The sequence below is a fragment of the Streptomyces sp. NBC_00223 genome (genome assembly GCF_036199905.1).
Classification (GTDB): Bacteria; Actinomycetota; Actinomycetes; order Streptomycetales; family Streptomycetaceae; genus Actinacidiphila.
The window spans coordinates 1482937-1507771 of record NZ_CP108109.1 but is presented as its reverse complement, the minus strand read 5'-3'; the positions used below and the strand labels follow the sequence as shown (position 1 = coordinate 1507771).

The 24835-nt window shown below is 71.2% G+C and carries 21 protein-coding genes; 15 read left to right on the top strand and 6 right to left on the bottom strand.

The window, feature by feature from the left end:
- Positions 1-21 precede the first annotated feature (21 nt).
- The 10 genes from OHA30_RS06375 to OHA30_RS06330 all read left to right on the top strand — a co-directional run bounded on the left by OHA30_RS06375 (position 22) and on the right by OHA30_RS06330 (position 10047).
- Positions 22-444: a Rieske (2Fe-2S) protein gene (locus tag OHA30_RS06375; RefSeq protein WP_328912808.1), complete on the top strand. Its 423-nt coding sequence runs from the start codon at positions 22-24 to the stop codon at positions 442-444.
- A gap of 151 nt (positions 445-595) precedes the next feature.
- Positions 596-2701 (top strand): excinuclease ABC subunit UvrC, encoded by a 2106-nt coding sequence (gene uvrC / locus OHA30_RS06370; protein WP_328912807.1) that lies wholly within the window; start codon positions 596-598, stop codon positions 2699-2701.
- Positions 2698-3624 (top strand): RNase adapter RapZ, encoded by a 927-nt coding sequence (rapZ, locus tag OHA30_RS06365; RefSeq protein WP_328912806.1) that lies wholly within the window; start codon positions 2698-2700, stop codon positions 3622-3624. The genes uvrC and rapZ overlap by 4 nt, the downstream gene beginning before the upstream one ends.
- Positions 3624-4643, top strand: coding sequence for a gluconeogenesis factor YvcK family protein (locus OHA30_RS06360; protein WP_405786142.1), 1020 nt, complete (start codon positions 3624-3626; stop codon positions 4641-4643). Before rapZ ends, OHA30_RS06360 begins: the two co-directional genes overlap by 1 nt.
- Positions 4634-5611, top strand: coding sequence for a DNA-binding protein WhiA (gene whiA / locus OHA30_RS06355; protein ID WP_327291665.1), 978 nt, complete (start codon positions 4634-4636; stop codon positions 5609-5611). Before OHA30_RS06360 ends, whiA begins: the two co-directional genes overlap by 10 nt.
- 361 nt (positions 5612-5972) lie before the next feature.
- Positions 5973-6977: a type I glyceraldehyde-3-phosphate dehydrogenase gene (gene gap / locus OHA30_RS06350; protein ID WP_328912805.1), complete on the top strand. Its 1005-nt coding sequence runs from the start codon at positions 5973-5975 to the stop codon at positions 6975-6977.
- 194 nt (positions 6978-7171) lie between these two features.
- The gene (locus tag OHA30_RS06345) at positions 7172-8386 is read left to right on the top strand and encodes a phosphoglycerate kinase (protein ID WP_328912804.1); all 1215 of its coding nucleotides are present in this window, start codon (positions 7172-7174) and stop codon (positions 8384-8386) included.
- A 5-nt stretch (positions 8387-8391) separates the two neighbouring features.
- Positions 8392-9177 carry a triose-phosphate isomerase gene (tpiA, locus tag OHA30_RS06340; RefSeq protein WP_328912803.1) on the top strand — a complete coding sequence of 262 codons (786 nt, stop codon included), beginning with the start codon at positions 8392-8394 and terminating at the stop codon, positions 9175-9177.
- Between the two features lie 120 nt (positions 9178-9297).
- Positions 9298-9534: a preprotein translocase subunit SecG gene (gene secG / locus OHA30_RS06335; protein ID WP_328912802.1), complete on the top strand. Its 237-nt coding sequence runs from the start codon at positions 9298-9300 to the stop codon at positions 9532-9534.
- Positions 9535-9711: 177 nt separating this feature from the next.
- On the top strand, positions 9712-10047 hold the full coding sequence (locus OHA30_RS06330) for an RNA polymerase-binding protein RbpA (protein WP_073497103.1): 336 nt from the start codon (positions 9712-9714) through the stop codon (positions 10045-10047).
- Here the strand turns inward: OHA30_RS06330 and OHA30_RS06325 are convergent.
- Entirely contained in the window at positions 10044-10916 is an 873-nt protein-coding gene (locus tag OHA30_RS06325) for a MurR/RpiR family transcriptional regulator (protein WP_328912801.1), read from the bottom strand. The two genes, OHA30_RS06330 and OHA30_RS06325, sit on opposite strands and share 4 nt — an antisense overlap.
- Before the next feature lie 60 nt (positions 10917-10976).
- On the opposite strand from OHA30_RS06325, the gene OHA30_RS06320 reads away from it, so the two are divergent.
- From OHA30_RS06320 to pgi, 3 genes are all read left to right on the top strand, one after another.
- Positions 10977-11996, top strand: a complete 1020-nt coding sequence (locus OHA30_RS06320; protein WP_328912800.1) for an N-acetylglucosamine kinase — start codon at positions 10977-10979, stop codon at positions 11994-11996.
- A gap of 143 nt (positions 11997-12139) precedes the next feature.
- Complete coding sequence (locus tag OHA30_RS06315) at positions 12140-12904, top strand: SIS domain-containing protein (protein WP_328912799.1); 765 nt, start codon at positions 12140-12142, stop codon at positions 12902-12904.
- Positions 12905-12985: 81 nt separating this feature from the next.
- A complete protein-coding gene (pgi, locus tag OHA30_RS06310; protein WP_328912798.1) occupies positions 12986-14644 on the top strand; it encodes a glucose-6-phosphate isomerase in 1659 nt (552 codons plus the stop codon).
- A gap of 81 nt (positions 14645-14725) precedes the next feature.
- On the opposite strand, the gene pgl is transcribed toward pgi, so the two are convergent.
- Genes pgl through tkt form a run of 5 tightly spaced genes read right to left on the bottom strand, consistent with a single transcriptional unit; the run spans position 14726 to position 21361 of the window.
- Positions 14726-15505, bottom strand: coding sequence for a 6-phosphogluconolactonase (gene pgl / locus OHA30_RS06305; RefSeq protein WP_328912797.1), 780 nt, complete (start codon positions 15503-15505; stop codon positions 14726-14728).
- Positions 15502-16575 carry a glucose-6-phosphate dehydrogenase assembly protein OpcA gene (gene opcA / locus OHA30_RS06300; RefSeq protein ID WP_328912796.1) on the bottom strand — a complete coding sequence of 358 codons (1074 nt, stop codon included), beginning with the start codon at positions 16573-16575 and terminating at the stop codon, positions 15502-15504. The genes pgl and opcA overlap by 4 nt, the downstream gene beginning before the upstream one ends.
- Positions 16572-18119, bottom strand: a complete 1548-nt coding sequence (zwf, locus tag OHA30_RS06295) for a glucose-6-phosphate dehydrogenase (RefSeq protein WP_328912795.1) — start codon at positions 18117-18119, stop codon at positions 16572-16574. Before zwf ends, opcA begins: the two co-directional genes overlap by 4 nt.
- 1 nt (position 18120) lies before the next feature.
- Entirely contained in the window at positions 18121-19239 is a 1119-nt protein-coding gene (gene tal, locus OHA30_RS06290) for a transaldolase (protein WP_328912794.1), read from the bottom strand.
- Between the two features lie 34 nt (positions 19240-19273).
- Positions 19274-21361 (bottom strand): transketolase, encoded by a 2088-nt coding sequence (tkt, locus tag OHA30_RS06285; protein ID WP_328912793.1) that lies wholly within the window; start codon positions 21359-21361, stop codon positions 19274-19276.
- 458 nt (positions 21362-21819) lie between these two features.
- Here tkt and OHA30_RS06280 point away from each other — a divergent pair, with 458 nt between their 5' ends.
- The gene (locus tag OHA30_RS06280; protein ID WP_328917759.1) at positions 21820-22770 is read left to right on the top strand and encodes a heme o synthase; all 951 of its coding nucleotides are present in this window, start codon (positions 21820-21822) and stop codon (positions 22768-22770) included.
- 308 nt (positions 22771-23078) lie between these two features.
- Positions 23079-24470, top strand: a complete 1392-nt coding sequence (locus OHA30_RS06275; RefSeq protein ID WP_328912530.1) for an IS4 family transposase — start codon at positions 23079-23081, stop codon at positions 24468-24470.
- Positions 24471-24835 lie beyond the last annotated feature (365 nt).

The window sequence follows — 24835 nt, the reverse complement described above, 5'->3', positions numbered from 1 at the left end:
CGTCCCGTACCAGGAGCGCCCATGTCCACCGAACTGCCCGCCTGCCGCCGTACCGTCCTGCGAGGCGCGGCGCTCGCGGGAGCCGCCGGAATCGGTCTGACCGCCTGCGGCACCACGAAGCACGGCTCGGCGTCGGGTCCGACCAGGACGGTGGACCTCGGCCCGGCCACCGATGTGCCGGTGGGCGGCGCGAAGCTCTACCGCGAGGACAGGGTCGTGGTCTCGCAGCCGGTCAAGGGCACCTTCAAGGCGTTCAGCGCGGTCTGCACCCACCAGGGCTGCGTGGTCGACGCGGTGAAGGGCACCACGGTGTCCTGCCCGTGCCACGGAAGCGAGTTCGACGCGGAGACCGGCGCCGTCGTCCAGGGCCCGGCGACCGTCCCGCTCCCGGCCGTTCAGGTGAAAGAGGCGGGCGGCACATTGACGGCGGGCCCGGCCGCCTGACCCGGCCCAGAGCCTGACCGGCCCGGCCCCGCCACCCGACCGACGCGATCCCACCGCCGGGCCGGCCGCGAGTACGCCCGCCGCGCCCGGCGGCGACCGTATCCGCCGTGCCCGCAGGGACTTGTCATATCCCGCAAGTAGGGTGGGAAGCATGGCAGACCCCAGCAGCTACCGACCGAAGCCGGGCCAGATCCCCGACTCCCCAGGGGTCTACAAATTCCGCGACGAGCACCGCAGGGTGATCTACGTCGGCAAGGCCAAGAGCCTGCGCCAGCGCCTGTCGTCGTACTTCCAGGACATCACCCACCTCCACCAGCGCACCGCCACGATGGTCACCACGGCCGCCTCCGTGGAGTGGACGGTCGTCTCCACCGAGGTCGAGGCGCTCCAGCTCGAATACTCCTGGATCAAGGAGTTCGACCCGCGGTTCAACGTCAAGTACCGCGACGACAAGAGCTATCCCTCGCTCGCCGTGACCATGAACGAGGAATTCCCACGCGTCCAGGTCATGCGCGGCCCCAAGCGCAAGGGCGTGCGCTACTTCGGGCCGTACGCGCACGCGTGGGCGATCCGCGAGACCGTCGACCTGCTGCTGCGCGTCTTCCCCGTACGCACCTGCTCCGCCGGGGTGTTCAAGCGCTCGAACCAGATCGGCCGGCCCTGTCTGCTCGGCTACATCGGCAAGTGCTCCGCGCCCTGCGTCGGCCGGATCAGCCCCGAGGGCCACCGCGAACTGGCCGAGGAATTCAGCGACTTCATGGCCGGACACACCGGCACCTATCTGCGCCGGCTGGAGCAGGCCATGAAGGACGCCGCCGGGAAGATGGAGTACGAGCAGGCCGCCCGGCTCCGGGACGACCTGGAGGCGCTGCGCCGCGCCATGGAGAAGAACGCGGTGGTGCTCGCCGACGCCACCGACGCCGACCTGATCGCCGTCGCCGAGGACGAACTCGAAGCCGCCGTGCAGATCTTCCACGTCCGCGGCGGCCGGGTGCGCGGCCAGCGCGGCTGGGTCACCGACAAGGTCGAGGCCGTGGAGACCGCCGACCTGGTCGAGCACGCCCTCCAGCAGCTCTACGGCGAGGAGAGCGGCGACGCCGAGCAGTCCGGCGGCAGCGGCGGAGTGCCCAAGGAAGTGCTGGTCCCGGCGCTGCCCGAGCCCGCCGAGCCGGTCGCCCAGTGGCTCTCACAGCGCCGCGGCTCCCATGTCAGCCTGCGCATTCCGCAGCGCGGCGACAAGAAGGACCTGATGGCCACCGTGGCGCGCAATGCGCAGCAGGCGCTGGCCCTGCACAAGACCAAGCGCGCCTCGGACCTGACCACCCGCTCCCGCGCCCTGGAGGAGATCGCCGCCGCCCTCGACCTCGACACCGCGCCGCTGCGGATCGAGTGCTACGACATCAGCCACCTCCAGGGCGACGACGTGGTCGCGTCCATGGTGGTCTTCGAGGACGGCCTGGCCCGCAAGAGCGAGTACCGCCGCTTCCAGATCAAGTCGTTCGCGGGGCAGGACGACGTCCGCTCCATGCACGAGGTGATCTCCCGGCGGTTCCGCCGCTACCTCCAGGAGAAGCAGCGCACCAGCGAGTGGGAGGAGACCGTCGGCGACGGGGCCGCCCACGCCGCGGCCGAGAGCGGCGAGGTGCCCGCCGAGCCGGTCGCCGGGCCCATCGACCCCGACACCGGCCGGCCCCGCAAGTTCGCCTATCCGCCGCAGCTCGTGGTGGTCGACGGCGGGCAGCCGCAGGTCGCCGCGGCCCGCCGCGCCCTCAGCGAGCTGGGCATAGACGACGTCGCCGTCTGCGGCCTGGCCAAGCGGCTCGAAGAGGTGTGGCTGCCCGGGGACGACGACCCGGTGATCCTGCCGCGGACCAGCGAGGGGCTGTATCTGCTCCAGCGGGTCCGCGACGAGGCGCACCGCTTCGCCATCGCCTACCAGCGCAGCAAGCGCTCCAAGTCGATGAAGGCCGGCGTGCTGGACGCGGTGCCGGGGCTCGGCGCGACCCGCAGGCAGGCCCTGCTCAAGCACTTCGGCTCGCTGAAGCGGCTGCGCTCGGCGAGTGTGGAGGAGATCTGCCAGGTCCCGGGGATCGGCCGCCACACGGCGGAGACGGTCGTGGCGACCCTGGCGTCCGCGGCCCCGGCCGCACCCGCGGTGAACACCGCGACCGGAGAGATCATGGAAGAGGACGACGGTACGCCGACCGGCCCGGGACCGGACAGCGGCCCGTCCGACCATCGGGGGATCAGCACATGAGCGAGCAGGACGAACGGGACGGTACGCACGTGACCAGCGGTGGAGCGGGTGAGGCCCTGGAGGCCATCCCCGAACTGGTGATCATCTCCGGCATGTCCGGAGCGGGCCGCAGCACAGCGGCGAAATGCCTGGAGGACCTCGGCTGGTTCGTCGTGGACAACCTGCCGCCGGCCCTCATCCCGACCATGGTCGACCTCGGCGCCCGCTCCCAGGGCAATGTCGCGCGGATCGCCGTGGTCGTGGACGTACGCGGTCGGCAGTTCTTCGACAATCTGCGCGAGTCGCTGGCCGACCTGGCCACCAAGAGCGTCAAGCGCCGCGTCATCTTCCTGGAGGCCTCGGACGACGTGCTGGTGCGCCGCTTCGAGTCCGTACGCCGCCCGCACCCGCTCCAGGGCTCGGGCCGGATCGTCGACGGCATCGCGGCCGAGCGCGATCTGCTGCGCGAGCTGCGCGGCGACGCCGACCTGGTCGTCGACACCTCCAGCCTCAACGTGCACGAACTGCGGGCCAAACTCGACGCCCAGTTCGCCGGGGACGAGGAGCAGGAACTCCGGGCCACCGTCATGTCGTTCGGATTCAAGTACGGGCTTCCCGTCGACGCCGACCTGGTGGTGGACTGCCGCTTCCTGCCCAACCCGCACTGGGTGCCGGAGCTGCGCCCCTTCACCGGGCTCAACGACGAGGTGGCCACGTATGTGTTCAACCAGCCCGGCGCCAAGGAGTTCCTCGACCGGTACGCCGAGCTGCTGCACATCATCGCGGCGGGCTACCGGCGCGAGGGCAAGCGGTACGTGACCATCGCCGTCGGCTGCACCGGCGGCAAACACCGCAGCGTGGCGATGTCGGAACGGCTCGCGGCGCGGCTGGCGTCGGACGGAGTGGAGACGGTGACGGTGCACAGGGACATGGGGCGCGAGTGATCAGGACGGGTCGGCGCCGCCGGGCCGGCCGTCTGACGGCCGCCGGTCGTCGTACCGGGGTGCCGCCGAAGGTGGTCGCCCTCGGCGGAGGCCACGGCCTGTCCGCCTCCCTGGCCGCGCTGCGCCGGATCACCGGGGATCTGACCGCCGTGGTCACCGTCGCCGACGACGGCGGCTCCAGCGGCCGGCTGCGCACCGAGATGGGGGTGCTGCCGCCCGGCGACCTGCGCAAGGCGCTGGCCGCGCTGTGCGGCGACGACGAGTGGGGCCAGACCTGGTCCCGGGTGCTCCAGCACCGCTTCGTCAGCGGCGGCGATCTGCACGGCCACGCGGTCGGCAATCTGCTGATCGTCGCCCTGTGGGAGCAGCTCAACGACGAGGTGGCCGCCCTGGAGTGGGTGGGCCGGCTGCTCGGCGCGCACGGCCGGGTGCTGCCGATGTCGGCGGTCCCGCTCGATCTGCACGCCGTCGTCCGCGGCCACGACCCGGCCGACCCCGCGGCGATCTCGACCGTACGCGGCCAGGCCAATGTGGCGCTGACCCCCGGCGACGTGCAGGAGGTCCAGCTGGTGCCCGCCGACCCGCCGGCCGTCCCCGAGGCCGTACGGGCGGTGCTCGACGCGGACTGGGTGGTGCTCGGCCCCGGGTCCTGGTTCTCCTCGGTCATCCCGCATCTGCTGGTGCCGGAGCTGGCCGACGCGTTGATGACCACCAGAGCCCGCCGGGTGCTCACCTTGAACCTCGCGCCGCAACCGGGAGAAACCGAAGGATTTTCTCCGCAGCGTCACTTGGAGGTTTTGGGGCGACACGCCCCTAAACTCACCATCGACGTGGTTCTCGCCGACGAGGCCGCCGTACCCGACCGTGACAGCCTCATCGAGGCGGCCGAACGCCTGGGGGGTACGGTCGAGCTGGCCCCGGTCGCCGCCCCCGACGGGCCGCGGCACGACCCGGAGCTGTTGGCCGCCGCGTATGACCGGATTTTTCGTATGCGTGGAAGGATCGGCCCATGGCGATGACGGCAGCGGTGAAGGATGAAATCTCCCGGCTCCCCGTCACCCGGACCTGCTGCCGGAAGGCGGAGGTCTCGTCGATCCTGCGGTTCGCGGGCGGTCTGCACCTGGTGAGCGGGCGGATCGTGATCGAGGCGGAGCTGGACACCGGGATCGCGGCGCGCCGGCTGCGCAAGGACATCCTGGAGATCTTCGGCCACTCCTCCGATCTGGTGGTGATGGCCCCGGGCGGACTGCGCCGCGGCAGCCGCTATGTCGTACGGGTGGTGGCCGGCGGTGATCAGCTCGCCCGGCAGACCGGTCTGGTCGACGGCCGCGGCCGGCCAATCCGAGGGCTGCCGCCGCAGGTCGTCTCCGGCGCCACCTGTGACGCCGAGGCGGCCTGGCGCGGGGCGTTCCTCGCCCACGGCTCGCTCACCGAGCCCGGCCGCTCCTCCTCCCTGGAGGTGACCTGCCCGGGCCCGGAGGCGGCATTGGCCCTGGTCGGCGCGGCCCGCAGACTGCAGATCCCGGCGAAGGCGCGCGAGGTGCGCAATGTGGACCGGGTGGTCGTACGGGACGGTGACGCGATCGGCGCGCTGTTGACGCGGCTCGGGGCGCACGACTCGGTGCTGGCCTGGGAGGAGCGCCGGATGCGGCGCGAGGTGCGGGCCACGGCGAACCGGCTCGCGAACTTCGACGACGCGAACCTGCGCAGGTCGGCTCGCGCCGCGGTCGCCGCGGGGGCGCGCGTGCAGCGCGCGCTGGAGATTCTCGGGGACGAGGTGCCCGAGCACCTGGCCGCCGCCGGACGGCTGCGGATGGACCACAAGCAGGCGTCGCTGGAGGAGTTGGGGTCGCTCGCCGAGCCGCCGCTGACGAAGGACGCGGTGGCGGGGCGGATCAGGCGGCTGCTGGCGATGGCCGACAAGCGGGCGTCGGATCTCGGGTTGCCCGGCACGGAGGCGAACCTCACCGACGAGATGGTCGGCTGAACGTTCAGCCGCTCTTACGATTCCTCTGCGGACAGCGTTGCCCCAAAGGGGCGCTGGGGGTACCCCCGGGCGAAGCCTGGGGGAGGAACTGCGTGACCAGCCATCCACTGGCCGGTGGTCCGGATACCCGCCGCGGGGGCTGGGCCTGCGGGCCCTGCGCGCCACCGTGCCGGCTGAGCGCGCAGTTCCTCGCGCCCCTTTGGGGCGCCCAGCGCCCAGGTCGGGCGCTGCGCGTCCTACGCGCTCGTGGCTGGCCGATGTCACTGCGGCCACCTGGGCGCGGTAGGGTCGGTGGTGGTCGGGGACATCCCATATTTCGCAGCCGGAGAGGATACCGGCGAATGAGCGAGGAGATCGGTTCGTGACGATCCGGGTAGGCATCAACGGCTTTGGCCGCATCGGTCGTAACTTCTTCCGCGCCGCCCTGGAGCAGGGCGCGGACATCGAGATCGTGGCTGTCAACGACCTGGGTGACACCGCGACCACGGCGCACCTGCTGAAGTACGACACCATCCTGGGCCGCCTCAACGCCGAGGTCACCCACACCGCCGATTCCATCACGGTGAACGGCAAGACCATCAAGGTCCTCGCCGAGCGCGACCCCGCCGCCATCAAGTGGGGCGAGCTGGGCGTCGACATCGTGATCGAGTCGACCGGCATCTTCACCAAGGCCGCCGACGCGGGCAAGCACATCGCGGGCGGTGCCAAGAAGGTCATCATCTCGGCGCCCGCCACCGACGAGGACATCACCATCGTGATGGGCGTCAACCAGGACAAGTACGACGCCGCCGAGCACAACATCATCTCCAACGCCTCGTGCACCACGAACTGTGTGGCGCCCATGGCGAAGGTGCTGCTGGAGAACTTCGGCATCGTCAAGGGTCTGATGACGACGGTCCACGCGTACACCAACGACCAGCGCATCCTGGACTTCCCGCACAAGGACCTGCGTCGCGCCCGCGCCGCCGCGGAGAACATCATCCCGACCACCACGGGCGCCGCCAAGGCCACCGCGCTGGTCATCCCGGAGCTGCGGGGCAAGCTGGACGGCATCGCGATGCGCGTGCCGGTCCCCACCGGTTCGGTCACCGACCTGGTCGTGGACCTGGAGCGCGAGGTCACCAAGGACGAGGTCAACGCGGCCTTCCAGAAGGCCGCCGAGGGTCAGCTCAAGGGCCTGCTGGAGTACACCGAGGACCCGATCGTCTCCTCGGACATCGTCAACTGGCCGGCGTCGTGCACCTTCGACTCCTCCCTGACGATGGTTCAGGGCAAGACCGTCAAGGTCATCGGCTGGTACGACAACGAGTGGGGCTACTCCAACCGCCTCGTGGACCTCACGGTCTACGTCGGCGGCCGGCTCTGACCGAGTACCGCGCGAAGCACAGCAGCCGACACCGCACAGCGATGTGAGGCACAGGGTCCGGACGGGCGCGATGGCGCGCCCTCCGGGCCCTTTTCCTTGAGCTTTCCGGGTTCGGCGGGCTCCCGGGCCGTACGGTCCCCGGGTCCGCCCGGGCCCCGCGTCATTCTTCCGTCCACGCACAGGAGATCCCACAGATGAAGACCATCGACGACCTGGTCGCCGAGGGACAGGTCGAGGGCCGGCGGGTGTTCGTCCGCGCCGACCTCAATGTCCCGCTCGCGGGTGAGACGATCACCGACGACGGCCGGATCCGCGCCGCCGTACCGACCATCACCAGGCTCGTCCAGGCCGGTGCCAAGGTGATCGTCGCCTCGCACCTGGGCCGCCCCAAGGGCGCGCCCGACCCCAAGTTCTCGCTCGCCCCGGTCGCCGCGCGGCTCGGTGAACTCCTCGGCCAGGACGTGGTGTTCGCCACCGACACGGTCGGCGACAGTGCCCGGGCGGCCGTCGCCTCCCTGGCCCCCGGCCAGGTCGCGCTGCTGGAGAACCTGCGCTTCAACGCGGGCGAGACCAGCAAGGACGACGCCGAACGCGGCGCGTTCGCCGACCTGTTGGCGGAGCTGGCCGACACCTACGTCGGCGACGGCTTCGGCGCGGTGCACCGCAAGCACGCCTCCGTGTACGACCTGCCGGCCCGGCTCCCGCACGCCGCCGGCGGTCTGATCGCCACCGAGGTCGGTGTGCTCAAGAAGCTCACCGAGGACGTCTCGCGCCCCTACGCGGTGGTGCTCGGCGGCTCCAAGGTCTCCGACAAGCTCGGCGTGATCGACCATCTGCTGGAGAAGGCCGACCGCATCCTCGTCGGCGGCGGCATGGTCTTCACCTTCCTCAAGGCCCAGGGCCACGAGGTCGGCAAGAGCCTGCTCCAGGAGGACCAGATCCCGGTCGTCCGCGAGTACCTGGCGCGCGCCGAGGCCAAGGGCGTGGAGTTCGTACTGCCGGTGGACATCACCGGCGCCACCGAGTTCCCCGACCTCGCCACCAAGGCCCCGGCCTCGCCGGTCGTCTCCGGGGTGGACGCCATCCCCGCCGACGTACTCGGCCTGGACATCGGCCCGGAGTCCCGCAAGCTCTTCGCCGACAAGCTCGCCGACGCGGCCACCATCTTCTGGAACGGCCCGATGGGTGTCTTCGAGCACCCCGACTTCGCCGACGGCACCCGCGCGGTCGCCCAGGCGCTCGTGGACGGTTCCGCGTTCAGCGTGGTCGGTGGCGGGGATTCGGCCGCCGCTGTCCGTATTCTGGGCTTCGACGAGAACGCTTTCGGCCATATTTCCACCGGCGGCGGCGCCAGCCTGGAATACCTCGAAGGAAAAACGCTGCCCGGCCTCGCGGCCTTGGAGGGCTGATCATCATGACTGAGCAGAGCACCCGTACCCCGCTCATGGCGGGCAACTGGAAGATGAACCTCAACCACCTTGAGGCCATCGCCCACGTCCAGAAGCTCGCCTTCGGACTCACCGACAAGGACTTCGCGGGCGTCGAGGTCGCGGTCCTGCCGCCCTTCACCGACCTGCGGTCCGTACAGACCCTCGTCGACGGCGACAAGCTGAAGATCAAGTACGGCGCCCAGGACGTGTCCGCGCACGACTCCGGCGCCTACACCGGCGAGATCTCCGGCCCCATGCTCGCCAAGCTCAAGTGCACCTACGTCGCGATCGGCCACTCCGAGCGCCGCCAGTACCACGGCGAGGACGAGGAGATCACCAACGCCAAGGTCAAGGCCGCCTACCGGCACGGTCTCACCCCGATCCTGTGCGTCGGCGAGGGCCTGGACGTCCGCAAGGCCGGTCAGCAGGTCCCGCACACCCTCGCCCAGCTCGACGGCGGCCTCAAGGACGTCCCGGCCGAGCACGCCGCCTCGATCGTGATCGCCTACGAGCCGGTCTGGGCGATCGGCACCGGCGAGGTCGCGACCCCCGAGGACGCCCAGGAGGTCTGCGGGGCGATCCGCGCCCGCCTGGCCGAGCTGTACGACCAGGAGCTCGCCGACGGCGTGCGCATCCAGTACGGCGGCTCGGTCAAGGCCGGGAATGTGGCCGCGATCATGGCCAAGCCGGACGTGGACGGCGCCCTGGTGGGCGGCGCCGCACTGGACGCCGACGAGTTCGTCAAGATCGTCCGCTTCCGCGACCAGTGAACTCTGCTCGACGGTGAAGTACCCTGACGGGGCTGTGGCGGTGCGGTGGGACTGTGCAGGTCCCGCCGCACCCCTCGCACCCCGTGCCGTAGTCATGTAGTCGAGAGAGTTGGTCCAGCCGTGGTCATCGGGTTCTCCATCGCCCTCATTATTTTCAGCCTGCTGCTTCTGCTGCTCGTGCTGATGCACAAGGGCAAGGGCGGCGGCCTTTCCGACATGTTCGGCGGCGGTATGCAGTCCTCCGTCGGCGGTTCTTCGGTGGCCGAGCGCAACCTCGACCGGATCACCGTCGTGATCGGTCTGCTGTGGTTCGCCTGCATCGTCGTGCTGGGCCTGGTGATGAAGCTCCAGAAGTAACGGCCTGCGCGTGGCGTCCGATTCCGGCCCTTTGGGGGAGAACTGACGCCTCGTCGCCGACGCGACTTATCATGGAACCTCGTCTTGGGATACCGTGCCCTTTCCCGCCAGGCGCGGGGGCGAACCGGTCTCCGTGAAGGGCGACCTCGCAGCACCATCACGCAGGGAGTTACGACCGTGGCAAGTGGCAACGCGATCCGTGGAAGTCGGGTCGGAGCGGGGCCGATGGGAGAGGCCGAGCGCGGCGAGTCCGCGCCCCGCCTTCGCATCTCCTTCTGGTGCTCGAACGGGCACGAGACCCAGCCGAGCTTCGCCAGCGACGCGCAGATCCCCGAGACCTGGGACTGCCCCCGCTGCGGCTTCCCGGCCGGGCAGGACGAGGAGAATCCGCCGGCCCCGCCGCGGACCGAGCCGTACAAGACGCACCTGGCGTATGTGCGCGAGCGGCGCTCGGCCGCCGACGGCGAGGCGATCCTGGCGGAGGCCCTGGCCAAGCTGCGCGGCGAGATCTAGATCCCGCGGCGGCGCGGCCGGGCCGTGTGGCCGTCCGCGATGTGGGAGGTCAGCGCGATGGAGGCAGTGGCCCGCTCGTAGGTGAGCTGGGCGACTCGCGCGTACAGACAGTCCACGATCAGCAGCACCGAGTGGCGGGTGCCGAAGTTGCCGCGCCGGAAGCTGGTCTCGCCCGAGAAGGACGTCAGCCGCACGTCGGCCGCCTGCGCGACGGGCGAGCGCGGATCGCCGGTGACGGCCACGGTGACCGCGCCGCGCTCCGCGGCCAGCCGCAGCGGCTCCAGCACCTCCCGGGTCGTGCCCGAGTGCGAGACGGCCACCACCGCGTCCGAGGGCGTCAGCAGGGCCGCCGAGGTCTCCGCGGCGTGCACCTCGGTCCAGGCGTGGGCCGCGCAGCCGATCCCGAAGAGCCGGGCCTGTGTCTCGTGAGCGACGATCCCCGAGCCGCCGACGCCGTACACATCGATCCTGCGGGCGCCCGCGAGGGCCTGTGCGGCCCTTTCCAGCGCCTCGCGGTCCAGGAGGTCGGCGGTGTGCCGCAAGGCCCGCAGATCGGCCTCTGCGACCACCGCGATCACCTTCTCCAGATCGTCGTCGGGGCCGATCCTCGGCCCCAGCGCGGCGGTCCTGGGCTCGGCCTCGCTGCGCCCCTGCTCCTGCGCCAGCTCGATCAGCAGATGCTGATACGAGTCCAGGCCCAGCGCCCGGCAGAAGCGGGTCACGGTGGCCTGGGAGGTCCCGGTGCGGCGGCCCAGCTCGGCCGCCGAGCCGTGGGTGGCCGCGACCGGGTCGGCCAGGACCAGTTCGCCCACCTTGCGCAGGGAGCCGGACATCCGGGGGAGTTCCGAGCGGATCAGTGCGGTGATCATTGACGACTCGTCTCGTCAGGGCTTGTGCGCCGGTGAATCCATCAACCACCATGCGTGTCGATGAATGAAATCTACAGCCAACCGTGGGTGATCGGTATCGACGCGGGCGGCACACGTACCAGGGCCCTGCTGATGGCGACCGGCGGCGGTGACGGCGACAGCGACAGTGAGGCGGCCGCCGTGCTCGGCCGCGGCGCCGGTGGGCCCGGCAACGCGCTGAGCGTGGGCCGCGCCGACCTGACCGCGCATCTGACCGACGCGGTGGGACAGGCGCTGCGGGCGGTGCCGGAGGGCGTACGGGGGCGGGTGGCGGCGGCGTACGGCGGCTTCGCCGGTGCCGCGCCCGGCCTGGGCGACGAGCGCGGCCACGGCCTGGCGCTGTCCTGCGTGCGCGACGCCCTGGCCGCCCACGGGATCACCGGAGCGGCCGTGGGCGTCGGCGGCGACACCGAGATCGCGCTGGCGTCCGCGCCCGGCGCCCCCGTGGACGGGCTGGTGCTCATCGCCGGCACCGGCGCCATCGCCACCCGGCTCACCGGCCGCCGCCGCGCGGCCGCGGTCGACGGCCACGGCTGGCTGCTGGGCGACGAGGGCAGCGGCTTCTGGCTCGGCAACCGCGCGGTCAGGGCCGCCCTGGAGGCCCTGGACCGGCGCGGGCCCTGGACCGGCCTGGTCGACAAGGTCGCGGCGCACTATCTGGGCGCCGGCGCCCCCGCCGTCGGGCCGCTCTCGGACGCGGGCACCCGCGCCGACCTCGCCGAAACCGTGGTGGCCCACGCCTACACCCAACTGCCGGTACGGCTCGCCCTGATCAGCCCGCTGGTCGTCACGGCGGCCGGGGAGGGCGACGAGGTGGCCCTGCGGCTGCTCGACGAGGCCGCCGGGCTGCTCGCCGATTCCGTACGGGCGCTGCGGCCGCACCCCGGCGAGCCGCTGGTGGCCACCGGCGGGCTGCTCGGCCCCGGCGGGCCGCTGCTCGCCCGTGTCACCGACCGGCTCGCCGCCCTGGAGCTGCGGATCTTCCCGGTGCCGGACGGCGCCGCGGGCGCGGCCGCCATCGCCCGCCGACTGCTGCTGTGAGCCCTCCCGCACCCGCCGCCGGGCCTCTTGACGACGTGGGTCGGTTCAATGTTTCATCGAAGTGCCATGAGGTCGGTTGAATCAACCGAAGATCTTCGCCGAAGATCGTCACTGTCGCAGCACTGCCGCAAAGGGGCCCGGTCATGACCGAAACACAGCTCAGCGCCGCCCGGTTCGCCGGGGAGGCACGGGCCGCAGTCGACCGGGCCGTCGAGGCCAACCAGGAGTCGGTGGCCGCCGCCGCCCGGCTCTTCGCGGACTGCGTGGCCGCCGACGGGGTGATCCACGGCTTCGGCACCGGCCACTCCCAGGCCACCGTGCTGGAGATCGTCGGCCGGGCCGGCGGTCTGATTCCCACCAACCGGATCGGGCTGGCCGATCTGGTGCTGCGCGGCGGCGAGGACCGCTCGGTGCTCGACGACCCGCTGCTGGAGCGCTCCCCTGGCCTGGCCCGGCGGCTGTACGACCTGGCCAAGCCCCGCCCCCAGGACCTGTTCGTCATCGTCTCCAACTCCGGCGTCAACAACTCCGTGGTCGACATGGCCCTGCACGTCAAGGCGGCCGGGCACCCGCTGATCGCCCTGACCTCGCTCACCCACACCCACGCCGTGCCCGCGCTGCACCCCAGCGGCAAGCGGCTGGCCGACCTCGCCGACGCCGTACTCGACAACTGCGCCCCGGCCGGCGACGCGCTGCTCCCGCTGCCCGACGGCGGCGCCCTGTGCGGGGTCTCCACCCTCACTTCGGCGCTGCTGGTCCAGATGGTCGTCGCCGAGTCCGTCGGCCTGCTCACCGCCGAGGGCGAGAAGGCGCCGGTCTACATCTCCGCCAACCTCCCCGGCGGCTTCGAGCGCAACGCAGTCCTGGAGGAGCACTACGCCGGGCGGCTGCACCGCGGGGGCTTCTGAGCAACCGGCGGGCCATGAGATCTCGTTCTGCCGCGCCATCAATTAGTTTGGTGTCGCACTAGGACGAGGAGATGTGGACTGATGTCCGAAACGAACGCGCAGAGCTCCACCCGGCTCGACCAGCGTCCCGAGTGGCACGCGCTCGCCAAGCACCGGGCGGAGCTGGCGGACGTCGGCCTGCGGGAGCTGTTCGACCGCGACCCCGGACGGGCCGGCCGCTACACCTTCCAGGTCGGTGACCTCCACCTGGACTACTCCAAGCAGCTCGTCACCGACGAGACGCTGCGGCTGCTCCGCGAACTGGCTGCGGCCACCGGGGTGTTCGAGCTGCGGGACGCGATGTTCCGCGGTGCGCGGATCAACGTCACCGAGGACCGCGCGGTGCTGCACACCGCGCTGCGCGCTCCCCGGTCGGCGACGATCACCCTGGACGGGCAGGACGTCGTACCGGCCGTGCACGCGGTGCTCGCCAAGATGGCGGTCTTCACCGACCGGGTCCGCTCCGGCGAGTGGACCGGGCACACCGGCAAGCGCATCCGCAATGTCGTCAACATCGGCATCGGCGGCTCCGACCTCGGCCCCGCGATGGCCTACGACGTGCTGCGCGCGTACACCGACCGCGGGCTGACGGTCCGTTTCGTCTCCAACGTGGACGGCGCGGACCTGCACGAGGCGGTACGCGACCTGGACGCGGCCGAGACGCTCTTCATCATCGCGTCCAAGACCTTCACCACGATCGAGACGATCACCAACGCCACGGCCGCGCGGCGCTGGCTGCTGGGCCAACTCGGCGCCGGGGACGAGGCGGTGGCCAAGCACTTCGTCGCGCTGTCCACGAACGCGGAGAAGGTCGCCGACTTCGGCATCGACACGCAGAACATGTTCGAGTTCTGGGACTGGGTCGGCGGGCGCTACTCGTACGACTCCGCGATCGGCCTCTCGCTGATGATCGCGATCGGGCCGGAGCGGTTCCGGGAGATGCTCGCCGGATTCCACTTGGTGGACGAGCACTTCAGGACGGCGCCGCCCGAGGAGAACGTGCCGCTGCTGCTCGGTCTGCTCGGCATCTGGTACGGCGGCTTCCACGACGCGCAGTCGCACGCGGTGCTGCCCTACAGCCACTATCTGAGCCGGTTCACGGCGTACTTGCAGCAGCTGGACATGGAGTCCAACGGCAAGTCCGTGGACCGCGAGGGCAATCCGGTGCACTGGCAGACCGGGCCGGTGGTGTGGGGGACGCCCGGGACCAACGGGCAGCACGCGTACTACCAGTTGCTCCACCAGGGGACGAAGGTCGTCCCGGCGGACTTCATCGGGTTCGCCCGGCCGATCGCCGAACTCGGGCCGCTGGCCGGGCAGCACGACCTGCTGATGGCGAACTTCTTCGCGCAGACGCAGGCGTTGGCCTTCGGCAAGACGCCGGACGAGGTACGGGCGGAGGGGGTTCCGGAGGAACTGGTCCCGCACAAGACGTTCCGGGGGAACCACCCGACGACCACGATCCTCGCGTCCGAGCTGACGCCGTCCGTGCTGGGGCAGTTGGTGGCGCTGTACGAGCACAAGGTGTTCGTACAGGGGGCTGTGTGGAACATCGACTCGTTCGACCAGTGGGGGGTCGAACTCGGGAAGGTGCTCGCGAAGCGGATCGAGCCCGCGCTCAGCGAAGGGGCGGACGTGCCGGGGCTCGACGCGTCCACGCGAGCCCTGGTCGCGAAGTACCGCGCCCTCCGCGGCGCGTAGCCCCCGCGGGGGCCTCACCCATGAGGGGGCCGGGGGACAAAGTCCCCCGGCCCCCTCAACGCTCCCCGGGCCCGGTGGGGCCTAGGACGAGGACGGGGGGTAGAGCTGTGGGGGGAGGTGGGCGGCGGCCGCCGCGTCGAGGAGCCAGAGTGTACGGGCCCGCCCGTACGCCCCGGACGCCGGCGCCTGCAACTCACCCGGCGCCGACAGCGCGAGCGCCACCGCCCCGGCCTTGTCCGCGCCCGCCGCGAGCAGCCACACTTCCCGCGCCGCCCGAATCGCCGGCAGCGTCAGCGACACCCGTGTGGGCGGCGGCTTCGGCGACCCGTGGACGCCCACCACCGTCCGTACGGACTCCCGCACCCCGGGATACTCGGGGAAGAGCGAGGCCACATGCGCGTCCGGCCCCACCCCCAGCAGCAGCACGTCGAACGTCGGCACCGGCCCGTGGTCCTCGGGCCCGGCCGCGGCCGCCAGCTCCGCCGCGTACGCCTCGGCCGCCGCGTCGGCGGACACGTATTCCCCGCCGGACGCCCCCATCACATGGACCCGCGCCGGATCGACCGGCACCGAGTCCAGCAGCGCCTCCCGGGCCTGCGTGACGTTGCGCTCGGGGTCCCCCTCCGGGAGGAACCTCTCGTCGCCCCACCACAGATCCAGCCGGCTCCAGTCCACCGCGTCCCGCGCGGGCGCCTCGGCGAGGGCCGCGAGCAGCCCGTTGCCGTTGCGCCCACCGGTCAGCACGACCGAGGCGGAGCCCCGGGCGGCCTGGGCGTCCACGATCTTCGTGATCAGCCTGGCCGCCGCGGCGCGCGCCATCAGTTCCTTGTCCCGGTGGACGACCACCTGCGGCGTACTCACTTGTCCGCGGCCTTCTTCGCCGGGGCAGCCGGGGCCTTCTTCGCCGTGGCCGGAGACGCCTTCTTGGCCGCCGCCGAGGGCACCGGCTCCCCGGAACCGTCACCGGTGTTGCCCCCGGTGTGCTGCCCGGTCGCCTGACCCGTGCTGTCCACCAGGTGCTTGACCCCGAACTGCACCGTCGACCGGTAGATGTCGTCCGGGTCGAGCCGCCGCAGCTCCTCCGCGATCAGCTCGGAGGTCTCCCGCCGCTTGAGCGCGACATGCCGGTCCGGCTGCCCCGGCATCGCCAGCTCGGCCAGCGCGCCGTTCGGCCGGTCCAGGCAGATGTCGCCGTCCGCGGTGTACAGCCGCGCCCCGGTGATCCCGGGCCCGCCGGAGACCTTGCGCTCCACCGGCACCCCCAGCCGGTCCGCCAGCCACAGGGCCAGCAGCTCCGTGCTCGGGTTGTACGCCTCGCCCTCGACCGAAGCGCTCGTGATGGACGAGTGCTTCTGGTCGAGCGCGGCCGCCAGCATCGAGCGCCACGGGGTGATCCGGGTCCAGGCCAGGTCCGTGTCGCCGGGCGCGTACGTGGCCGCCCGCTGCCCGAGCGCGCCGACCGGGTCCTCCGAGGCCGAGGCGTCGGTGATCCGGCGCTGCCCGAGGCTGCCCAGCGGGTCGAGCGAGGGGTTCTCCGGGCCGTCCTCCGGCCACCAGACGACCACGGGGGCGTCCGGCAGCAGCAGCGGCAGCACCACGGACTCGGCGTGGTTGGCCAGCTCGCCGTGCATGCGCAGCACGACCGTCTCGCCGGTGCCCGCCTCCGCTCCGACCAGCACCTCGGCGTCGAGCCGGGCCAGCGCCTTGTCCCGCGGCGAGCGGCCGGGCCGCTTGATGACCACGAGGATCCGCGAGGGGTGCTCGCGCGACGCCTCGCCGGCCGCCTTCAGCGCGTCGTAGGCGCTGCCCTCGTCGGTGACGATGACCAGGGTGAGCACCATCCCGACGGCCGGGGTGCCGGTGGCCCGCCGGGCGTGGATCAGCCCGGCGTTGATACGCGATGACGTGGTGTCCGTCAGATCGATCTTCATGGCCGGCGCCAGCTCCTGCCGTCTCGTGCGAGCATCTCGTCCGCCTCGGCCGGTCCCCAGGTGCCGGACGCGTACTGCGCGGGCTTGCCGTGCTTGTCCCAGTACCGCTCGACGGGGTCGAGGATGGTCCAGGACAGCTCGACCTCCTGGTGGCGCGGGAAGAGGTTGGCGTCGCCGAGCAGCACATCGAGGATGAGCCGTTCGTACGCCTCCGGGCTGGATTCGGTGAAGGACTCGCCGTACGCGAAGTCCATCGTGACGTCCCGTACCTCCATCGAGGAGGTGCCGGGCACCTTCGAACCGAAGCGCACCGTGACGCCCTCGTCCGGCTGCACCCGGATGACCAGGGCGTTCTCGCCCAGCTCATCGGTGGCGCCGGACTCGAAGGGCAGATACGGGGCCCGCTTGAAGACCACCGCGATCTCGGTGACCCGGCGGCCGAGCCGCTTGCCGGTCCGCAGATAGAACGGCACGCCCGCCCAGCGGCGGTTGTTGATCTCCAGCTTCACCGCCGCGTAGGTGTCGGTCTTGGAGTTGGGGTTGATCCCGTCCTCCTCCAGGTAGCCGAGCACCTCCTCGCCGCCCTGCCAGGCGTGCGCGTACTGCCCGCGCACGGTGTGGGCGCCCAGGTCCTCGGGGAGCACGACGGCGCCCAGGACCTTGAGCTTCTCGGCGGTGAGCGCCTTGGGGTGGAAGGAGCCGGGCTCCTCCATCGCGGTCAGCGCCAGCAGCTGGATCAGGTGGTTCTGGATGACGTCACGGGCCGCGCCGATGCCGTCGTAGTACCCGGCCCGGCCGCCGATGCCGATGTCCTCGGCCATGGTGATCTGCACATGGTCGACGTACGACCGGTTCCAGATCGGCTCGAACATCGTGTTGGCGAAGCGCAGCGCCAGGATGTTCTGCACCGTCTCCTTGCCCAGGTAGTGGTCGATCCGGAAGACCTCGTTGGGCGGGAAGACGTCGTGCACCAGCTGGTTGAGCTGCTGGGCGCTGGCCAGGTCGTGGCCGAACGGCTTCTCGATGACCGCGCGCCGCCAGGAGTCCCCGTTGCCCTGCGACAGCCCGTGCTTCTTGAGCTGCTGCACCACGTTGGGGAAGAACTTCGGCGGTACGGACAGGTAGAAGGCGAAGTTGCCGCCGGTGCCGCGGACCTTGTCCAGATCCTGGATGGTCTCCTTGAGCGTTTCGAACGCGGCGTCGTCGTCGAAGTTGCCCGGCACGAAGCGGCAGCCCTCGGCGAGCTGCTGCCACACCTCCTCGCGGAAGGGGGTGCGCGCGTGCTCCTTGACGGAGTCGTGCACCTCCTGCGCGAAGTCCTCGTCCTCCCACTGGCGGCGGGCGAAGCCGACCAGCGCGAAGCCCGGCGGCAGCAGACCGCGGTTGGCCAGGTCGTAGACCGCGGGCATGAGCTTCTTGCGGGACAGGTCACCCGTCACGCCGAAGATGACCAGGCCCGAGGGCCCCGCGATCCGCGGCAGCCGCCGGTCGAGCGGGTCGCGCAGCGGGTTCTCGGCGACGTTGGCCGGATTCTCGGTGGTCACCTCACGCCTCCGAGGGGGCGAGCCGTTCGAGTTCCGCCTTGGTGGAGTCCAGCAGCTCGTTCCAGGCCGCCTCGAACTTCTCGACGCCCTCGTCCTCCAGCACCTGCACCACGTCGTCGTACGAGATGCCGAGCGCCGCCAGCGCGGCCAGCTCGGCCCGGGACTGGTCGTACGTGCCGCGTACGGTGTCGCCGGTGATCTCGCCGTGGTCGGCGGTGGCGTCCAGGGTGGCCTCGGGCATGGTGTTCACCGTGTTCGGCGCGACCAGCTCGGTGACGTACAGGGTGTCCGGGTACGACGGGTCCTTGACGCCGGTCGAGGCCCACAGCGGGCGCTGCTTGTTGGCGCCGGCCCGCTCCAGGGCGGTCCAGCGGTCGGAGGAGAAGACCTCCTCGTACGCCTCGTAGGCCAGCCGCGCGTTGGCGAGCGCGGCCTTGCCCTTGAGGGCCTTGGCCTGCTCGGAGCCGATCTTCTCCAGGCGCTTGTCGATCTCGGTGTCCACGCGGGAGACGAAGAACGAGGCCACGGAGTGGATCTCGGACAGGTCGATCCCGGCCGCCTTGGCCTTCTCCAGGCCGGACAGATAGGCGTCCATCACCCCGCGGTAGCGCTCCAGGGAGAAGATCAGCGTGACATTGACGCTGATGCCCCGGCCGATGACCTCGGTGATCGCGGGCAGACCGGCCTTGGTCGCCGGGATCTTGATCAGGGTGTTGGGGCGGTCCACCAGCCAGGCCAGCTGCTTGGCCTCGGCGACGGTGGCCTTGGTGTTGTGGGCCAGCCGCGGGTCGACCTCGATGGAGACCCGGCCGTCCTGGTGATCGGAGGCGTCGTACACCGGGCGCAGGATGTCGGCGGCGTCGCGGACGTCCGCGGTGGTGATCATCCGCAGCGCCTCCTCGACGGTGAGCCGGCGCGCCGCGAGGTCTTCGAGCTGGCCGTCGTAGCCGTCGCCCTGGGAGATCGCCTTCTGGAAGATCGACGGATTGGTGGTCACACCCACCACGTGCTGCTCGTCGATGAGCTCGGCCAGGTTGCCGGACGTGATGCGCTTGCGCGACAGGTCGTCCAGCCAGATCGCCACGCCTTCATCGGAGAGGCGCTTGAGTGCGTCTGTCATGGGAATTGCATCTCCTGATTGTCGTGTGTCTGCGTCAGCGGTCTGCGGCGGCGAGAGATTCCCGCGCCGCGGCGGCCACCGCTTCCGCGGTGAACCCGAACTCACGGAAGAGCACCTTGGCGTCCGCCGAGGCACCGAAGTGCTCCAGGCTGACGATGCGTCCGGCGTCCCCGACATAGCGGTGCCAGGTCAGGCCGATACCGGCCTCGACGGACACCCGCGCCTTGACCGAGGGGGTCAGCACGCTCTCCCGGTACTCCTGGTCCTGCTGCTCGAACCACTCCACGCACGGCATCGACACCACGCGGGTCGGCACGCCTGCGGCCTGCAGCTGCTCGCGCGCGCCGACGGCCAGCTGCACCTCGGAGCCGGTGCCGATCAGGATCACCTGGGCCGGACCGCCCTCGGCCTCGGCCAGGACATAGCCGCCGCGGGCCGCGTCCTCGTTGCGCGCGTACGTCGGCACACCCTGCCGGCTGAGCGCCAGACCGTGCGGGGCGCCCTTGCCGAACTCCTTGGTCCAGCGGCGCTGGATCTCCTGCCACGCGACGGCGGTCTCGTTGGCGTCGGCCGGGCGCACCACGTTCAGCCCCGGGATCGCCCGCAGCGACGCCAGGTGCTCGACCGGCTGGTGGGTCGGACCGTCCTCACCCAGGCCGATCGAGTCGTGCGTCCACACGTACGTCACCGGCAGGTGCATCAGCGCGGACAGCCGTACCGCGTTGCGCATGTAGTCGGAGAAGACCAGGAAAGTGCCGCCGTACGCACGGGTGTTGCCGTGCAGCGTGATGCCGTTCAGCTCCGCGGCCATCGAGTGCTCGCGGATGCCGAAGTGCACGGTCCGGCCGTAACGCCTGGCCTCCGGCAGCGGGTTGCCGTCCGGGAGGAAGGAGGAGTTCTTGTCGATCGTGGTGTTGTTGGACCCGGCCAGGTCCGCCGAGCCGCCCCACAGCTCGGGCACGACCGCGCCCACCGCTTCGAGGAACTTGCCCGACGCGGCCCGGGTGGCGATCGAGGTGCCCGGCTCGAAGGACGGTACGTGCTGCTCCCAGCCCTCGGGCAGCTCGGCGGCCTCGATCCGGTCGAAGGTCGCGGCCCGCTCGGGGCTGGACGTGCGCCACGCGGCGAAGGACTTCTCCCACTCCACCCGCGCCTCGCGCCCGCGCTCGCCCACCGCGCGGGTGTGCGCCAGCACCTCGTCGGACACCTGGAAGGACTTCTCCGGGTCGAAGCCGAGCACCCGCTTGGTGGCGGCGACCTCGTCCACGCCGAGCGCCGAGCCGTGCGCGGCCTCGGTGTTCTGCGCGTGCGGGGCCGGCCAGGCGATGATCGAGCGGGCCGCGATGAAGGACGGGCGCTCGGTCTCGGCCTGCGCGGCCCGCAGCGCCGCGTACAGGGCGTGCGGGTCGAGGTCGCCGTCGGCCTGCTGCTCGACGCGCTGCACGTGCCAGCCGTACGCCTCGTAACGCTTGAGGGTGTCCTCGGAGACCGCGGTCTCGGTGTCGCCCTCGATGGAGATGTGGTTGTCGTCCCACAGCAGGACCAGGTTGCCGAGCTTCTGGTGCCCGGCCAGCGAGGACGCCTCGGCGGAGATGCCCTCCTGGAGGCAGCCGTCACCGGCGATCACCCAGATGGTGTGGTCGAACGGGGAGGTGCCCGGCGCCGCGTCCGGGTCGAAGAGTCCGCGCTCGTAACGGGCGGCCATCGCCATGCCGACCGCGTTGGCGATGCCCTGGCCGAGCGGTCCCGTGGTGGTCTCGACACCGGTCGTGTGACCGTACTCCGGGTGGCCGGGAGTCTTCGAGCCCCAGGTGCGGAACGCCTCCAGGTCGCTCAGCTCCAGGCCGTAACCCGCGAGGAACAGCTGGGTGTAGAGGGTCAGGCTGGTGTGCCCGGCCGACAGCACGAAACGGTCGCGGCCGGTCCAGTCGGCGTTCGCGGGGTCGTGCCGCATGACTTTCTGGAACAGCAGGTAGGCGGCCGGGGCCAGGCTCATCGCCGTGCCGGGATGGCCGTTGCCGACCTTCTGCACGGAATCCATGGCCAGGACGCGGGCGGTGTCCACGGCCCGCTTGTCCAGATCGGTCCACTCAAGGTCTGTGGTGGTCGGCTGCTTGCTCACCCTGGGTCAGGGCTCCTCTCCACATGTTGAAAAGCGCCGGTGACTGGTGCCTATCCGACGTGGTCGAGCCTACCCGCCGCAGGGGCGCTCACCTTTTCGATCCTGCCCCGGTGAGGGCGGGTACGCCTCTCGAAATCGGTCAACGGCGTGGGGCGCGTGGCGCACCGGTGAGGGCGCGCGGGGCGCGCGGGTGAGGGGGCGGGCCCGGTCCGGGCGGCGGACGCGGGTCGCCGGGGCGGTGGGCGCGGGTGGCCCGGGTGGCGGGTGCGGGTGGCGCGGGCGACGGACGCGGGTCGTCCGGGTGGTGGGGCGGGGGTCGCCGGGCCGTGGGCCAACACGGTCCACCCCCCGCGCAAGCCGGGTATTCCGTCCGTCTAGAGTGGCGTGGTACGCGCAAGCCTCACTGGGCCCCGCTGTTCAGCAGGCGGCCGGTGCTTGCAGAACTCATCTCTCTTGGGGTGTTCGTGACGGCCGTCGAAGCCCGACCCGCAGGGGTCCTCGGGACAGGCTCAGGTCACCGGCCGTTCGGGGCCCGTGTCATGGGGTTCGTGGCGCTGACCAAACCACGCATCATCGAACTGCTGCTCATCACGACGGTTCCGGTGATGTTCCTGGCGCAGGGCGGCGTTCCCGACCTCTGGCTGGTGCTGGCGACGGTCACCGGCGGCTATCTGTCCGCAGGCGGCGCGAACGCGCTCAACATGTACATCGACCGGGACATCGACGCGCTGATGCACCGCACGGAGCAGCGTCCGCTGGTCACCGGGCTGGTCTCGCCGCGCGAGGGCCTGGTCTTCGGCGTCACGCTCTCGGTGGTCTCGACCGTCTGGTTCGCGCTGCTGGTCAATCCGCTGTCGGCGGCGCTGTCCCTGACGGCCATCCTCTACTACGTCTTCGTCTACACGCTGGGGCTGAAGCGGCGTACCGCGCAGAACATCGTGTGGGGCGGGGTGGCCGGGTGCCTCCAGGTCTTCATCGGCTGGTCCGCGGTGCGCAACGAGCTGGCGTGGGCGCCGTTCGTGCTCTTCCTCGTCCTCTTCTTCTGGACGCCGCCGCACTACTGGCCGCTGTCGATGAAGGTCAAGGACGACTACGCGCGGGTCGGCGTGCCGATGCTGCCGGTCGTGGCCGGCAATCAGGTGGTGGCCCGGCAGATCGTCCTCTACAGCTGGGTCATGGTGCTGACGTCGATGGCGCTGTGGTGGCCGCTCGGGGTGACCTCGTGGTTCTACCCGGTGGTGGCCGCGGTGCTCGGCGCGTTCTGGCTCAAGGAGGCCCACGGGTTGCACGCGCGGGCGAAGGCGGGGGTCACGGGGGCGAAGCTCAAGGAGATGCGGCTCTTCCACTGGTCGATCACGTACGCCACGCTGCTGTTCGTCGCGGTGGCGATCGACCCCTTCCTCCACTGAACGCCTGCCGCTGCGGCCTTCGCCCCCCATACTTGCGGGTCCCCACACTTGCGGGGGGCCCCGCCCGCCAGGCTTCGCCCGGGGGTGCTCCCAGCGCCCCTGCGGGGTGGCCCTTGCGTCCGGTGGGTGCGGTGGGCCGCCGTTGTGGCTGGTCGCGCAGTTCCGCCCCCAGGCTTCGCCCGGGGGTGCCCCCAATGCCGTCAAGTTTGGGGGTTGGGTTGTTGGGGTTGGGGTGTTTGTGGGACAGCGGGGGCAGGGCCCCGCTACGGATATGGGTGTCGAGTCCGGATCCGTGGAGGGGCCCTGCTGTGTCTGAGTCTGTCATTACTCGTTCGGTGGCCGCAGGTGCCGGGTGTTTCGCGCCGGGGCATCTGGGGCCGTTGACGTGGCTGCTGCCGTTCTCCGTGGTCGATGAGGTTTTGGCGCGGACGGGCCGGGTGCAGCGGCGGGTGCGTGATCTGCCGGCCCGGGTGGTGGTCTATCTGCTGGTCGCGCAGGGGTTGTGCGGGTCGGTGTCCCTGGGGGCGGTGTACCGGATGGCGGGTGCCGCGCTCGGTGGCGCGGGGTTGCCGGACCCGACCCGGCAGGGCCTGCACGCGGCGCGGGTGCGGCTGGGGTCGCGTCCGCTGCAGTTGCTGTTGCGCGAGTTGTGCCGTCACCCGGCCGCGGTGCCGCAGCCGTGGCGGGGCCTTGAGGTCTGCGCGGTCGACGGCACGGTCCTGGCCGTCCCGGACAGTGCGGCCACCCGGGCCTGGCTGGGCAAGCACAAGCACCGCTACGGCACGGCGGGCTATCCGCTGGTGCAGGTGATCGCCTTGGTCTACTGCTCCACCCGCACCCTGGCCGATGCGGTCTTCGGCCCGGTCTCAGGCCGGGAGTTCGTTCCGGCCCGGCGGCTGCTGCGCAGCCTGCACACGGGAATGCTGGTCCTGCTCGACGCGGGGTTCGACGCGGCCGGGTTCCTGTCGGATCTGGTCGCCACCGGGGCCGACTTCACGGTGCGGCTGCCCCGCACCGCCCGCCTGCCGGCCCTTCAGCGCTACCCCGACGGCTCATGGCTGACGCTGCGGGCCGGCCGCGAAGTCCGCGCGATCGCCGTCACCGTCCAGGTCACCACCGACCAGGGCACCCGCACCAGCACATGGCTGCTGGCCACCAGCCTGCTCAACTGGCGCACCCATCCCGCCGACGCGATCGCCGCCTGTTACCACGACCGGTGGGAAGTCGAGGAGACGTTCTGCTCGGTCAAGTCCACGATGCTCGGCGGCCGGGTCCTGCACTGCACTACCCCAGCCGGCCTGGCCCAGGAGATCCATGCCCTGCTGATCAGCTACCAGCTCCTGCGCCTGGTCATGGCCCGCGCCGGGACCGCCGCAGGGCTGCCCTGCACCGCGATGGGCTTCGCCCTGGCCCTGCGTGAAACCGTCAACGGCATCACCACCGCCACCGAGATCGACGGTCCCCCAGACGCCCGACTGCTCGGCGCGGTCGGCACCTACCTCCGCGACCACCCACTACCCCCACGCCGCCTGCGGATATACAACCGCCTCGTCAAACGATCCCTGTCCAAATACGCCGCCGGCAAGATCGGCAACGGCAAGAAACGCCAGACCGTCCCCACCGGCACCGCCCACATCACCGCAACCATCAACCACAACAGCCCAAACTCCCACCCCCACCAGCCCAAACGCCAAACTTGACGGCATTGGGGGTACCCCCATCTCGCTTCGCTCGCCCGTGCGGGTGCGTCTTCGTCTGCGGGTGCAACCCGTGGGCGGTTCCGGGGCCAGTCCGGAGGTGACTCTCCCCCAGCTACCGCTGGGAGGTGCCCCCACGAACTGCGAACGTTTCCGTTTCGTTTTCGGCTTCACCGCCGGTGTTGCGTTCGCAGTTCTGCGGGGACACCTCCTCCCCGTCCCCTCCGACCGGTTGGCGGCGAACGGTCGCGGGGTGGTGGGGGAAAGACAGGGTCCGGCTGGGTGACCGTCTACGGGTCCGCAGACGCCGGTGGTGGGGCGGCCCCACAAGAAGGCACGCAGACGGAGTCGATGGTGCACGGGTGGTG